The 12,831-nt window shown below is 64.3% G+C and carries 12 protein-coding genes; 4 read left to right on the top strand and 8 right to left on the bottom strand.

The features are described 5' to 3' along the window. Position 1: 1 nt before the first annotated feature. The 6 genes from ACUVYZ_RS02530 to ACUVYZ_RS02555 form a co-directional block, all read right to left on the bottom strand. Positions 2-265, bottom strand: a complete 264-nt coding sequence (locus ACUVYZ_RS02530) for a carboxysome peptide A (RefSeq protein WP_439932876.1) — start codon at positions 263-265, stop codon at positions 2-4. Next, positions 262-1,854, bottom strand: coding sequence for a carboxysome shell carbonic anhydrase (locus ACUVYZ_RS02535; RefSeq protein ID WP_439932877.1), 1,593 nt, complete (start codon positions 1,852-1,854; stop codon positions 262-264). Before ACUVYZ_RS02535 ends, ACUVYZ_RS02530 begins: the two co-directional genes overlap by 4 nt. 18 nt (positions 1,855-1,872) lie before the next feature. Further along, positions 1,873-2,181 (bottom strand): BMC domain-containing protein, encoded by a 309-nt coding sequence (locus tag ACUVYZ_RS02540; RefSeq protein ID WP_439932878.1) that lies wholly within the window; start codon positions 2,179-2,181, stop codon positions 1,873-1,875. A 70-nt stretch (positions 2,182-2,251) separates the two neighbouring features. Next, on the bottom strand, positions 2,252-4,279 hold the full coding sequence (locus ACUVYZ_RS02545) for a CsoS2 family carboxysome shell protein (protein ID WP_439932879.1): 2,028 nt from the start codon (positions 4,277-4,279) through the stop codon (positions 2,252-2,254). Between the two features lie 43 nt (positions 4,280-4,322). After that, positions 4,323-4,661 carry a ribulose bisphosphate carboxylase small subunit gene (locus tag ACUVYZ_RS02550; protein WP_439932880.1) on the bottom strand — a complete coding sequence of 113 codons (339 nt, stop codon included), beginning with the start codon at positions 4,659-4,661 and terminating at the stop codon, positions 4,323-4,325. 45 nt (positions 4,662-4,706) lie between these two features. Continuing rightward, a complete protein-coding gene (locus tag ACUVYZ_RS02555; RefSeq protein ID WP_439932881.1) occupies positions 4,707-6,125 on the bottom strand; it encodes a form I ribulose bisphosphate carboxylase large subunit in 1,419 nt (472 codons plus the stop codon). 531 nt (positions 6,126-6,656) lie between these two features. Here ACUVYZ_RS02555 and ACUVYZ_RS02560 point away from each other — a divergent pair. The 4 genes from ACUVYZ_RS02560 to ACUVYZ_RS02575 all read left to right on the top strand — a co-directional run bounded on the left by ACUVYZ_RS02560 (position 6,657) and on the right by ACUVYZ_RS02575 (position 9,678). After that, positions 6,657-7,655, top strand: a complete 999-nt coding sequence (locus tag ACUVYZ_RS02560) for a sodium-dependent bicarbonate transport family permease (RefSeq protein WP_439932882.1) — start codon at positions 6,657-6,659, stop codon at positions 7,653-7,655. Positions 7,656-7,828: 173 nt separating this feature from the next. Next, the gene (locus ACUVYZ_RS02565) at positions 7,829-8,167 is read left to right on the top strand and encodes a DUF190 domain-containing protein (protein WP_439932883.1); all 339 of its coding nucleotides are present in this window, start codon (positions 7,829-7,831) and stop codon (positions 8,165-8,167) included. A gap of 207 nt (positions 8,168-8,374) precedes the next feature. Beyond that, positions 8,375-9,430 carry a LysR family transcriptional regulator gene (locus ACUVYZ_RS02570; protein ID WP_439933089.1) on the top strand — a complete coding sequence of 352 codons (1,056 nt, stop codon included), beginning with the start codon at positions 8,375-8,377 and terminating at the stop codon, positions 9,428-9,430. Positions 9,431-9,474: 44 nt separating this feature from the next. Beyond that, positions 9,475-9,678, top strand: coding sequence for a hypothetical protein (locus ACUVYZ_RS02575; protein ID WP_439932884.1), 204 nt, complete (start codon positions 9,475-9,477; stop codon positions 9,676-9,678). 586 nt (positions 9,679-10,264) lie between these two features. Here ACUVYZ_RS02575 and ntrC read toward each other — a convergent pair. Then, positions 10,265-11,665 (bottom strand): nitrogen regulation protein NR(I), encoded by a 1,401-nt coding sequence (gene ntrC, locus ACUVYZ_RS02580; RefSeq protein WP_439932885.1) that lies wholly within the window; start codon positions 11,663-11,665, stop codon positions 10,265-10,267. Positions 11,666-11,736: 71 nt separating this feature from the next. Beyond that, entirely contained in the window at positions 11,737-12,795 is a 1,059-nt protein-coding gene (gene glnL, locus ACUVYZ_RS02585) for a nitrogen regulation protein NR(II) (protein WP_439933090.1), read from the bottom strand. Positions 12,796-12,831 lie beyond the last annotated feature (36 nt).

Below are 12,831 nucleotides of genomic sequence, written 5' to 3' on the forward strand. Positions count from 1 at the left end.
GCTAATTGTTTCCTTCCTCAGTCTCTTCCCAGTAGTCGATAATGCCGACGATGGTGAAATCGCTGGGGTAGTCTTTGCTGCCCGCAGCATCGCGCGCCGCTGAGCTCCCGACGCAAATCACCCAATCGCCGGGCTTGCAGCCCACTGGGTCGACCGCGACCTGCTTGCCGCCGCCGCGCTCCTTCACCACCAGGAGCCTCCGGTTCTCAAGCCCGCCGATGCGGCTGGTTGCCACCAGCGTCTTTTCCACTCTGCAAATTTTCATGACCTCGCCTCCATGCTGTCGCAGCCACAGGCGCAATGATCTTCCGCTGCACCGTTCGGCCCGCCCACGTCCTCGAGGCGGCTCGCCACGGCACTATCCTTGACCGTCACGAAGGTGTAGAGCAATCCCTCGCGTACCAGTTGCGCATAGCGTTCTCGGATCGCGGCTTCCAGGCGCTGGCCACGCTTGACCGCGCGCTCGCGGGATCCGGGCACCTTCGCGTCGTAGCGGAAATGGACGATCACCGGGATCGGCAGCCCGCGCGCCACGTTCAATTTCGTGAAGATTTTGATCCCGATGTCCAGGTCCGAAGCGCCCTCTTCGACAGTGTCCATCTGCGCCTGATAGGCGAGGTTGCGCATCTGCACGTCGTCGAAGCTGTCGCCGACCGTAATGAAGCGCTCGGTATGCCCCAGATCGGTATAGCGCCCGTTGTGATAAGCGCGCACGTACTCGATCTGCGCCATGTTGTTTTTGAGCAGATACGCGCAAAACCAACGCATGCCCTCTGTCGCGGCATCATCGGAGGGTACGCCGGCGCACTCCGCGACCGCCAGGCGGATCGCCTCCTTCGCCGCCTCGCGCTCCAGCGCGCGCGTCGCTTCGTAGAGCCGGGCGTTGTCCACATAGCGTTCAAGGCTCATCCGATCTTCGGCATCCGGAACGTGAACGCGTATCGCGTCGGTATCGGTATCCACGCCGACGAGCAGCGTGGCCACCGAGGCTCCGCAGCAAAAGCTGTTCTCGATCGCCTTGCGGAAAGCATCGAGCCGTTCGAGCAGCGCGCCCGCGGCCCTGCGCTCGTCGCTGCCGTGTGCGGCGCAACCCTCGTGGTTCGGATCCGAGCCGCTGGTGTGGTACACGCCGATTTTGAGATAGCGCGTTGGCTCGTCGGCCCGGTTGGGCACCCCCTCGCGGTGACGGCGCAGCTCGACTTCCGCCCAATGGCGCATGCTTTCCTCGATGTCGAACATGCTGCCGGCGTACGACTTGCGGTGCACCACGACGGCTGGCGGCACGCGTAGAATGTAGTCCACGACCCCGCTCAGGCGCCCGTCCGCGCACGGCGTGATATCGATCGCATGAAAGCCCCATCTGCGGATGAGCGCATCGGCCGGCTCGCCCTCGTTATGATTCGCCAGACTGCGGTCGAAGTTCCGTTCCGCCAGCGTCCTGAAGGTGCAAAAGACCGCATAGGCATAGAGGCGGCGCATGTCGAGCGGCGCTGTCCAACTCGCCACGAGCCACGCTTGCGGCAACGTAAACCCGAGCCGCTGCAGGGCCAACGATTGGGCGCGCTCGGCAAAACCATCCTGCCACTGCATGGCCGCGATCTCCTTGAGCGCGGGTTCGATCGCTTCGAACGCGGCGACAATCTCGGCTTCGCGCTCGAGCAAGCAGCGGTTGTGGGTCGCGTCGTGCAGCGGATGCGCGCCCATGCCCGGCGACTGCGCAGCGAACCGCAGCACCGGCGCTCTGCCGAACAGGGCATAGTACGGATCGGTCACGGCGCGTGGCAGCGTGCCGTGACCGATCGCGCCACCGAACGCTTCGCGCAGCCGCCGGACGTGCCTTGCCCTCGAGCCCATGAAGCGCTCGTGCCGGCTTCACAACATGGGCTTCTCGGGCAGAATATGCTCCACTTCTGGATGGGGGCGGGCGATGATGTGCGCCGCCGCCAGCCCGTCACCCACGCGCTCGCAGGCATCCGCACCCGCACGCACCGCCGCGTTGACCGCACCCGTCTCGCCGCGCACCATCACCGTCACATAACCTCCACCGACAAACTGCCGCGCAATCAAACGCACCTCAGAGGCCTTGGTCATGGCGTCCGCCGCCTCAATCGCCGGCACCAGTCCCCGCGTCTCAATCATCCCCAACGCAATGCCCATCTTCTCTGACCGCTCTGTTGCCATGGTTTCAACTCCTAACGCTCAGTGAAAAAAAGACGCTACCGATACCCTAAAAACGCAACGCCTGTCCCGTTCATCCCTGAGCACCGCCCGACAGCGTGACCCGGGCAGACGCCTTGGGCGACTGGCCGACCATGCCAGTGACCAGAACCCTGGACGGCTCGTGCCGGGCCTTGCCCTTGAAGATTCCTGCGCTTGCGAACGCGTGAGGCTTGCCAGCGCGTTCGCTTGGGTTGCGCTCGGCGGCAATGTAGCCCTCGGTGCCCGTGACGCGGGGGTTCGTCCGCCAGGCGTCTCCGGTGATCGGGAACCCTTCGCTCTTGCCCTCGCCCGTGATGCGCGGTCTTTTCTCCTCCCCCGCACCGCTGCCGGCACCGTAGCCACGGGTCCGGAAATGGAACTCCTGATTGCCCGTGATCTTGCCCTCGCCGAGCGAGAACGAGCCGGTAATGCGCGGCGTGTCGGTCTTCATCTTAGCGACGGCCACGCTCGCGCGCAGTTGCGCCTCGCGCTGCGGGGAGCGGACGCTGAAGCGGGCATCGATGCGTTCGATGACGTTGCCCTGTTCATCGTCCTCCACATCGAGCTGATAGTACGGTGTGCCGGTGAGAGCGCGCTTGGCGCCGCGGCCGGTGCCGGTAACCTTCTCCGTGTGCTCCGGTTTATCGCCCGTCACGCGATGACCAGTCGCGTAGGCCGCATCGATACGGCGCGCCGCGGCTTCAATGTCGCTCAGCTCGCAGTACACCTCATATTGACCCGGGCCGACGTACGGCGTGCCGGTGACCGGCGCGCAAGCGCCAGGCTCGTCGCCCGTCACACGGGGGTTGTGCTCGACCTCGACCCCAGTCACGCGCTGCCGGCGCCAGGTCTCCGAGACAGTCACCTTGGCTCCGGTCACCGGGTCGGGACGTTCGTCATCCCTGGCACCGTCCATGCCCGACCTCGACATCCCACTGGCAGGCGTGGCTTCGCACAGCGATTGCCTTTCCGCCGGCATCAGGTATTGATCGCCGGTGATATGTCGGCAGGAGCCGGGTTCGTTGCCCGTGACCCGGATGCTGCGGCCGACCGCTGTGCCGGAAATGGCGTTACCGCCTTCGGTCAGTTCGATCGCCCGTTCGCGCACGCGTTCGCGCGAGCCGATGGTCTTAATCGAGCGTCCTAGGTTGGTGCCGAATACCGAATGACCGTGCGGGTCGTGCATGCGCTGGAACTGCGCGGCGACGTACGCGCCTTGCTCCGGGCGCTGGATCAGATCGTCCGCTAGCTCCTGGTCTGCTTCGCCCGTGATGCGAATCGCCGGGTTCGACTCGTCTCCCGTGATCTTCACCTGACTGCGAACCTGGGTGCCGGTCACCACCAGGCCGCCAGCAGTGCGCGCGGCGCCGACTTTCACGCCGCCCGTGCGCGGAGTGTAGCCCGTCTCGGTGCCGATATACTGCGTACCGGTCACCGGCAGCGCTGCGCCAGGCTCGTCTCCGGTCACGTTGACGCCGCGGCCGATGCGGATGCCGGTGACACGCTGTTGGCCATAGGTCGTCGTATCCGCCACCTTGGGAGGATACTTGATCGGCTCCCGGCTGCGCGGCCGTCCGCTTGGGCGCGCCGGGGGCGCGTTGCCTCGGCCGTTCCTGGCGCGCTCGGCGCGCAGTGCACGCGCAATATCGCGACAGGAGCCGTCAGTGCAGAGCGCGCTCGCTGGTTCGGCGACGGGCCTGTTTTCGACCGGCACGGCAACAGCGCCGACCATGGATTGCCACTGCTTCAGTCCTTCCTTGCCACGGCTCAGGCTTTGGCGGCGTGCGATGGACAGCGCGCGGCCGGTGAGTGCCTCGCTCCGCGTCGAGCCGGGGCCTGCAGTGGATACGGCAGAGTATTCGACCCGGGGCGTGCTCGGCGCGGTGGTCACCGTCTCCGGAGCGTGCGGCAGCCCATGCGCCGGCAGGATCGCCGCAGCACGCTCTCCGGTGCGGATGCGCTCCCGCGGCGGTGGCAACGCCGTCTTGCCTTGGGCAAGCGCCGCGCGGCGGGCGCGCGAGGCATCGCGCCCGGTGAGCTCGCCAGTCGCCGCCATCGTCGCTGTCATCGTTTGCTGCATGTCTTCACCCTCTGATTTGCAGCCTCAGGTGCGGCGCGTGCATTCAGCGGCCGCCACGATACACGATGAACGCCATCCCCTGACTCTGGGTGTAGTTGTCGTAGCCGATCAGGCGCACCAGATGCCCCGGGTTGGCGCGGTGGCAGGACTCGAGCTCGGCCATGATGCGCTCCACCGACGTTTCGCCGAAAAACGGCAGCTTCCAGAGGTACCAGTAGTGCGAAAACGCCTTCTCGGGCTCCGTATGCTCGATCGCCGGATTCCAGCCCTGGTTGACAAGGTACTGGATCTGCTTGCGGATCTTGTCCGGCGTCATGGGGGGTAAGTAGGAGAAGGTCTCGCCCCTGCGCTCGGTCGGTTTGTACGGTTGAATCTCAGGCATACGCTCTCACCTCGTCTCGATAGTTACGAACGACCCGTCGCGCATTTACGCGGCCGCATCGAGCTTGTCCACGACGTCGAATTCGAATTTGATTTCTTTCCAGGTTTCCATCGCCATCTTGAGCTCGGGGCTCGCCTGCGCCGCCTCGGTGAGGATTTCCTTGCCTTCGCGCTCGACCTGCCGTCCTTGGTTGCGGGCCTCGACGCATGCCTCCAGAGCCACGCGGTTAGCATGTGCGCCAGCGGCGTTGCCCCATGGATGGCCGAGCGTGCCTCCGCCGAACTGAAGCACGGCGTCATCGCCGAAGATGCTGACGAGCGCTGGCATATGCCAGACATGAATGCCGCCCGAAGCCACCGGCATGACCCCCGGCATGGAACCCCAGTCCTGATCGAAGAATATCCCGCGGCGCCGGTCTTCTGGAATGAAAGACTCGCGCATGATGTCGATCCAGCCAAGCGTAGCCTGGCGGTCGCCCTCGAGCTTGCCCACTACGGTACCCGCATGCAGGTGGTCACCGCCGGAGAGCCGCAGACATTTCGCAAGCACTCGGAAGTGAATCCCGTGATGCGGATTACGGTCGATTACGGCGTGCATCGCGCGGTGGATGTGAAGCAGCATTCCATTTTCGCGGCACCAGTTGGCGAGTCCCGTGTTCGCCGTGAAGCCTGCGGTCAGGAAGTCGTGCATGATGATCGGCGCCCCCAGCTCCTTGGCGAATTCCGCGCGCTTGTACATCTCCTCGGGCGTCGGGGCGGTAACGTTCAAATAGTGACCCTTGCGCTCGCCGGTCTCGGCTTCGGCCTTTTGCACCGCCTCCATCACGAACTCGAAGCGCTGACGCCAGCGCATGAAGGGCTGCGAGTTGATGTTCTCGTCGTCTTTGGTGAAGTCGAGCCCTCCGCGCAAGCACTCGTAGACGGCACGGCCATAGTTTTTGGCCGATAGACCGAGCTTCGGTTTGATCGTGCAGCCGAGGAGCGGACGGCCGTACTTATTCAGCCGGTCACGCTCGACCTGGATACCGTTGGGGGGCCCACCGCACGTCTTGACGTAAGCGATGGGAAAACGGACGTCTTCGAGGCGCAGACTGCGGATAGCCTTGAAGCCGAAGACGTTGCCGACGAGCGAAGTCAAGACGTTGACCACCGATCCTTCCTCGAACAGATCGATCGGATAGGCCACGAATGCGTAGAACGCGCTGGGGTCTCCCGGCACCGGCTCGATCTTGTAGGCCCGGCCCTTGTAGTAATCGAGGTCGGTCAAGAGGTCGGTCCAGACCGTAGTCCAAGTGCCGGTCGAAGATTCGGCGGCGACAGCCGCGGCGGCCTCCTCGGGTGGGACGCCCGGCTGGGCCACCACCTTGAAGCAAGCGAGCAGATCGGTATCCAGCGGCACGTAATCCGGGGTCCAGTAGGCTTTGCGATACTCTTTAACACCGGCTTGATAGGTTTTTTCAGCCATGGATCGACTCCTGCAATTGTCAAACCGCCACGTCGCCCTGCTTCGCAGGCAGGTGCGCGCGTAACGCCATTCCAGTGGCGCAACCCGTGCCATGCGCGTTCGGGCGTATTTCCAGGCGCGGCGTCCGCCCTACTCGTTCGCAACAGAATAGTGACGACGCGCGAGATAGAAAAATAAATCTTTGCAATCTCATTCATAGACTTCCATCTATGGATCAAGACGCATCGGACGGCTACGACTCCAGACGCTGCACCGCCTTCGCACCCGCCGACGCCGCGATCGCCGGCCATGGCGTCGCGCTAACGGTTATAGAATTCGCGCCGGTTAATCGGCGTTCAAAGGCCAGGATCGGTGCAGCCCCCCCCAGCCTGAGCGGGAGCTAACTACGGGAGTGCCGACACTGCCGATCCGCATCGGTTATCGCGTGGCATCCTATAGATAAAAATAAATTTAATGAATCACGAATATTTATTTCATCCCCCCACGCCAGCGCCATAGGATTAACGGGATTCATGATAGCGGTGAGCCATCATGTTCGGATTGTCCAACATTCTGATTCCACCGATTTTGTTCTTTGCGCTCGGCTTTTTTGCCAGAGTGATCCGATCGGATTTGCGTTTTCCACCCGACCTGGCCAAGGCGCTGTCCGTCTACCTGCTCGTGGCCATCGGTATCCACGGAGGAAACGAGCTCGTACGCGTGGATCTCTTGACGGCGCTGAACGCGGTTCTCTGGGCGATCGTGCTCGGGCTAACGCTTCCGGTCATCGGCTACGCAGTGCTGATCGCCACGCGCAAAGTCGACGCGCTCAATGCCGCGGCCATCGCTGCGCACTACGGCTCAGTGAGCGCCGGCACGTTTTTGACAGCGATCGCGTACCTGGAAAGCAGCGGTATCAAGTACGAGAGTTATCCTGTCATTATGCTTGCGGTGATGGAATCCCCCGCCATCGTCGTCGGATTGCTGCTGGCGGGCTGGTCCCGGCACCGGCTGGGTATCGTGCTCAGCGACGGAAGCGTGGCCGCCAACGGTAATCATATGGGCGCGATCCTGCGCGAGGCTTTCACGAACGGCAGCGTCGTGTTGTTGGTGGGATCCATGCTGATCGGCGCCATTGCGACACCCAAGGCTTTGGAAGCGATCAAACCTTTCGTGAACGAGATCTTTATGGGCGTTTTGTGCTTGTTCTTGCTAGAGATGGGTCTGGAGGCGGCACGCCGTATCGAGGATTTCCGCCGCGTGGGGCTTTTGCTGGTGGCCTTCGGCATTCTCATGCCTCTGTTCGGCGCACTGATAGGGGTGCTGGTCGGCCACGCGGCGCTCGGCTTCAGCGTCGGCGGAACGACCTTGGTGGCCGTGCTGGCGGCGAGCGCCTCCTACATCGCGGTACCTCCTGCCATGCGCTTGGCAGTGCCTGAAGCCAACCCTTCGCTCTACCTCACGCTCTCGCTCGGCGTGACTTTTCCCTTTAACGTCATTTTCGGCATACCGCTCTATTACTACCTTGCCACTGTGGTGGCAGGGAGTTAGGCTATCGATATGCAAAAATCGACTTTAACGCTCTTCCCCGCTTGGGAAAGTGCGGAGCAGGATGGTGGGGAAAATCCAACGGGCGGTCGCCCGCTCCTCCAACGCCCCTCTCGCAGAGGCAGGGAAGTCAGAAAAGCCGTTTCGCTTACAACACGGTGCTGCGAGAATGAACCATGAAGCCCATAGAATACAAAAGACCGCTGGAATACAAGAAACTGCTTACCATCATCGCCGCCCGCGAGCTCGAAAAGATGATCATCGAGGCCGCCCGTCGGCGCGGCGTAGGCGGCTACACGGTGGTACAGGCGAGCGGGGCCGGCGCCTCTGGCATCCAGTCGGGGATGCTCGATAGCGACTCGAACATCCTCATCTACATCATCCTCTCAGAAGCGCGTCTCCTGTCCGTCCTTGAAGACTTAGATGAAATGATCCGCCGCGGCCACCGGCTCAAGGCGATCGTGTCGGACATCGCCATCCTGCCGCGCAAACCCGCGGGCGGTCCGCTCGGCTAGCCGACAGAACCCGGCGGAGGAAATGATTGGAAGTTCCATAGGTATAATTGCCACTCCTTTAATGCTTGGCCTCCTTGCCCCGGTCTTCGTCGCAGCAGTCTGCCAAGGCTTCCCATGCCCGCTCACCGCTCCAACCCGTCATCCGGGCGACGCCCGCGACCAAGGAGCCCAGAACCGGAATGCCGTGCCGTGAGTGATGTCGGATCATTGTCAGGGCAGACTCCGGGCCGGGCAGTCGGAACTGCGGCGCGCGCAAGGCCGGCGGGCTATCTCGCGCGCCATTCCACGCTGCGGCAACTGCAGGTGTTCGAAGCCGTTGCTCGCCTCGGCAGCTTCACGCGCGCGGCCGAGGAGCTGTTTCTGGCGCAGCCGACGGTGTCAATGCAGCTCAAGAAGCTCACGGATACGATCGGACTGCCGCTGCTCGAGCAAGTGGGGATACGCATCCAGCTGACCGACACCGGGCGCGAGGTGTATGCGGCCTGCCAGGAGGTGCTCGGGGCATTGGCCAACCTCGAGATGAAGCTCGCGGACATCAAGGGGCTTAAGCGTGGCTACCTGCGCCTTGCCGTTATCACCTCCGCCAAGTATCTTGCGCCGCATCTTCTAGGCCGGTTCTGTCGGCTTTACCCGGGCGTAGAGGTGTCGCTCAAGGTCACCAACCGCGAGCGCCTGCTGGAGCGGATCGCCAACCACGGCGACGACCTGTACATCCTGGGGCAGCCGCCGCAGGGGTTGGAAGTCGAGGCCTATCCGCTGATTCCGAACCCGCTGGTCGTGATGGCCGCCCGCAGTCATTCGCTGGTCAACGTGGCCAACATCCCCCTCAAGCGGCTGCTCGAAGAGCCTTTCATCATGCGCGAACCCGGTTCAGGCACGAGGGATGCCCTCCTGCGCCTATTCGAGACCAAAGGTCTCCCGGCGCCGGTCGCACGCATGGAGTTCGGCAGCAACGAAGCCATCAAGCAGGCGATCGTGGCCGGGTTGGGTATCTCCGTGCTGTCTCTGCATTCGCTGGTCCTGGAAGGCACGTCCGGGCCGATCGCCATCCTGGACGTTCAGGGATTTCCCATTCAGCGGCACTGGTACGTCGTGTATCCGAAGGGAAGAAAGCCATCCGTCGTCGCCCAAGCCTTCCTGGAATTCGTCAAGCAGGAGGGGCGGCATATCGCGGAGAACCTGGACAAGGAAATGGAGAAGATCCGGCGGTTGCGGTCTACCAAACCCAGGAAAAGAGAAAAGCCGCTCGCCAAGGACAATTGACGCTGGTCCGCTCCCTCTTCACATCCAGCCGCCAAGACATAGCAATGAAAGATCAAACCCTGGAACCGCATAAGCCGCAGTTTCCCTCCGCACCCCATCAGGCGCGCAAGGCCGCCAGCGTCGATGAAGCGCTGGCGGCTGCGCAGGAATTGAAGCCCATGGTCGGGGTCGTGCGACGGCTCGCCCGCGAGCGACGCGCCGCTCTAGCCCGGCGAGGCAAGATGGCGTTGCCGCCGGAAGAACGCTAAGGCGCAGTGAACGGCCCCGGACCTGCGCCACTGGACACCAGCCAGCGCAAAGCAGGCCCCTCAATGGCCATAGCCCAGCCACCGCACGAGCCTGGTCGAAAGCACCACAGCTAGTAGGGCCAGCGCCCAGGTACCCAGATTCAAGGGAAAAGGGAAGCTGATGCGCGCTCGATCCTTCTCCAGGCCACACTTGATCGCCCCGTGCCGCCCACTGGGCCACCATCCCGGCGGTCCAGCGCACCCGCTCCGCGAGGCCGCCGAAGGCCCGGCGCCGCCGGAAGAGATCGCCGATGCCGTGGACGATCCCGCTGGCGGAGAGCCTGAGGATCGCCTCGGCCACGGTGGCGGCATCGAGCTCCGCGGCGTCGAACAGGGCGTCGTATTCGGTGAAGCGGAACTCGGGCCGAATCTCCGGCTGCCAGCGGATCTGCCAGCCCGTGTCCTTCTCCTGATGACCCACCCCGTGGATGCACAACACCCGCAACGTCCGTCCCGCCATCGTCCGCCTCCCTTTGTTCTGCCCGCCGCCCCGCTAAAGAGGCAATGCTCAACAAATAATAGCTGCCGGCAGCCCGGCCGGCGGGGGTTAGCGGGATGGCGTGTCCCGGTCGAGCCCCAGTTCCTGGATCTTGCGGGTGAGGGTGTTGCGCCCGAGCCCGAGGAGCTGGGCGGCTTCAATGCGCCGGCCGCCGGTGTGCTGCAGCGCCTTGAGGATCAGGGCCTTTTCGAACTCGCGCCCGAAATCGTCCATGAGGCCGCTCCTGCCCTGGTCGAGGGCGCTCTGCACCTCGCTCTCCAGCGCCGCGATCCACCCCGACGACAGGCTCGGCGCCGGCTCCCGCCGGAACTCGGGGGGTAGATCGGCGATGTCCACGTTCTGGCCGGGGGCCATCACCGTGAGCCAGTGGCATAGGTTCTCCAGTTGCCGCACGTTACCCGGGAAGTCGAGCCCGGAGAGATACTTCAGCGCCGCCTCCGACAGCCGCTTGGGCTCCACCCCCAGCTCGCGGGCGCTTTTCTGCAGGAAATAGCGGGCGAGCAAGGGAATGTCCTCGCGCCGTTCCCGCAGGGGCGGCAGCCGGAGCCGAATGACGTTCAGGCGGTGGTAGAGGTCTTCGCGGAACAAGCCTTCCTTGACCCGCTGCTCCAGGTCCTGGTGGGTGGCGGCGATGACCCGCACATTGGCCCGGATGGACTGGTGTCCCCCCACCCGGTAAAAATGGCCATCGGAGAGTACCCGCAAGAGGCGCGTCTGCAGGTCCAGCGGCATGTCGCCGATCTCGTCCAGGAAGAGCGTCCCGCCCTCGGCCTGCTCGAAGCGTCCCCGGCGCTGGGTCTGGGCCCCGGTGAAAGCGCCCCGTTCGTGGCCGAAGAGCTCCGACTCCAGCAGATCCTTGGGGATCGCTGCGGTGTTGATGGCGACGAAAGGCCTCGCCGCCCGGGGACTGTGCCGGTGAAGCGCCCGGGCCACCAGCTCCTTGCCGGTGCCGCTCTCGCCGGTGATGAGTACGGTGGCCTGGGAATTGGACAGCCGGCCGATGGCGCGGAAGACCTCCTGCATGGCGGGCGCCTGGCCGAGGATTTCCGGGACCTCGCCGCCTTCTTCCCCTGCTTCCGCCTGGCGCAGGCTCTCCGCTAGGGCCCGGCGGATGAGCTCTACGGCGTGATCCACGTCGAACGGCTTGGGCAGATACTCGAAGGCGCCCCCCTGAAAGGCCGAAACCGCACTCTCCAGATCGGAGTAGGCGGTCATGATGATGACCGGCACCCGGGGCAGGCGCTCCTTGAGTCCTTTCAATAGCTCCAGGCCGGAGCCGCCGGGCATGCGGATGTCGGTCACCACCACGCTGGGGGCGTCGGCCTGCAGGGCCGCTTCCGCTTCCCGGGCGGAGGCAAAGGTCCTGAACTCGATGCCTTCCCGGCCGAGGGCTTTCTCGAACACCCAGCGGATCGAGCGGTCGTCGTCGATGATCCAGACAGGCTTCATGGATCTAGCGCGAAACGCGGTGCGGGGCCCGTCTGCGCCCTCCGCAACTCGCCGTTGTCCTTATGTCAACGTCATGCATTGCGAACGTGGTTCAGCAGCGGCAGCACCAGGGTGAAACAGGTGCGCCCGGGCGCGCTTTCCCACTCGATGGTGCCGTGGTGCTGGGCCACGCAGTGGTGGGCCAGGGCGAGCCCCAGCCCGTGGCCGTCCTCGCGCCCTGATACCAGGGGCAGAAAGAGCTTGTCTCGCAGCGCCTCGGGGATGCCGGGGCCGTCGTCGATGATCTGCACCGTGAGGGCGAGGCGATGGAGCCTCCTCGCCACCGTGACCTGCCGCGCCGCCCGGGTACGCAGGGTGATGGTGCCTTGGCCCTTGAGGGCCTGGGCGGCGTTGCGCACGATGTTGAGCACCGCCTGGATGAGCTGCTCCCGGTCGCCGGTCAGCTCGGGCAGGCTCACGTCGTAGTCCCGCACCACCTGGAGGCCCGAGGGATATTCGGCCAGGATGAGGCTGCGCACCCGCTCCAGCACTTCGTGGACGTTGAGGGGCGCAAAGCGGGGTCCCCGGTTGGGAGCGAGCAGCCGGTCCATCAGCGCCTGGAGCCGGTCCGCTTCCTTGATGATCACCTGGGTGTACTCGTGCAACGCGGGAAGCTCCAGCTCCCGGTCCAGGAGCTGGGCCGCGCCGCGGATGCCCCCCAGGGGATTCTTGATCTCGTGGGCGAGGTTACGGATCAGCACCCGGTTGGCCAGGGTCTGGTTGAGCATGCGCTCCTCCCGGTCGATCTTCAAGTGCTGATCGATCTGCTGGAACTCCAGCAGCACCTGGAGATCCTCGAGTTCCACTGGGGTCACGCTGCAGCTCACGTGCAGCCACCCGTGGGACGGCAGCATGAGGGCCAGATCGTGCTCGATGTAGGTGCTGCGCGCCTTGCGCGCTTGCTCGATCGCCGCCAGCAGTTGCCCGCACTCGGGGAACAGCTCGCCGATCCGGCGCCCCTGGAGCTGCTTGCGGCTCAGGGCGAAAAGGTTCTCGGCGGCGGGATTGGCGTAGCCCACCTGAAGCTCCTCTTCGAGCAGCAGCACGGCGGTGGCGAGGAGGTCGAGGCCCGGAAACGGTGCGGACGACATAGCTTGCAACACGATAGACTGGGTTTAGCAATTTCC

Source organism: Pelomicrobium sp. P1 (genome assembly GCF_052805615.1).

What these genes read in the sequence shown, in the direction of transcription:
- ACUVYZ_RS02540 (WP_439932878.1), bottom strand. Translation starts at nt 2,181, where the DNA reads ATGGCAACAGAGCGGTCAGAGAAGATGGGCATTGCGTTGGGGATGATT.
- ntrC (WP_439932885.1), bottom strand. Translation starts at nt 11,665, where the DNA reads ATGAAGCCTGTCTGGATCATCGACGACGACCGCTCGATCCGCTGGGTG.
- ACUVYZ_RS02530 (WP_439932876.1), bottom strand. Translation starts at nt 265, where the DNA reads ATGAAAATTTGCAGAGTGGAAAAGACGCTGGTGGCAACCAGCCGCATC.
- ACUVYZ_RS02545 (WP_439932879.1), bottom strand. Translation starts at nt 4,279, where the DNA reads ATGCAGCAAACGATGACAGCGACGATGGCGGCGACTGGCGAGCTCACC.
- glnL (WP_439933090.1), bottom strand. Translation starts at nt 12,795, where the DNA reads ATGTCGTCCGCACCGTTTCCGGGCCTCGACCTCCTCGCCACCGCCGTG.
- ACUVYZ_RS02560 (WP_439932882.1), top strand. Translation starts at nt 6,657, where the DNA reads ATGTTCGGATTGTCCAACATTCTGATTCCACCGATTTTGTTCTTTGCG.
- ACUVYZ_RS02565 (WP_439932883.1), top strand. Translation starts at nt 7,829, where the DNA reads ATGAAGCCCATAGAATACAAAAGACCGCTGGAATACAAGAAACTGCTT.
- ACUVYZ_RS02575 (WP_439932884.1), top strand. Translation starts at nt 9,475, where the DNA reads ATGAAAGATCAAACCCTGGAACCGCATAAGCCGCAGTTTCCCTCCGCA.
- ACUVYZ_RS02550 (WP_439932880.1), bottom strand. Translation starts at nt 4,661, where the DNA reads ATGCCTGAGATTCAACCGTACAAACCGACCGAGCGCAGGGGCGAGACC.
- ACUVYZ_RS02535 (WP_439932877.1), bottom strand. Translation starts at nt 1,854, where the DNA reads ATGGGCTCGAGGGCAAGGCACGTCCGGCGGCTGCGCGAAGCGTTCGGT.
- ACUVYZ_RS02555 (WP_439932881.1), bottom strand. Translation starts at nt 6,125, where the DNA reads ATGGCTGAAAAAACCTATCAAGCCGGTGTTAAAGAGTATCGCAAAGCC.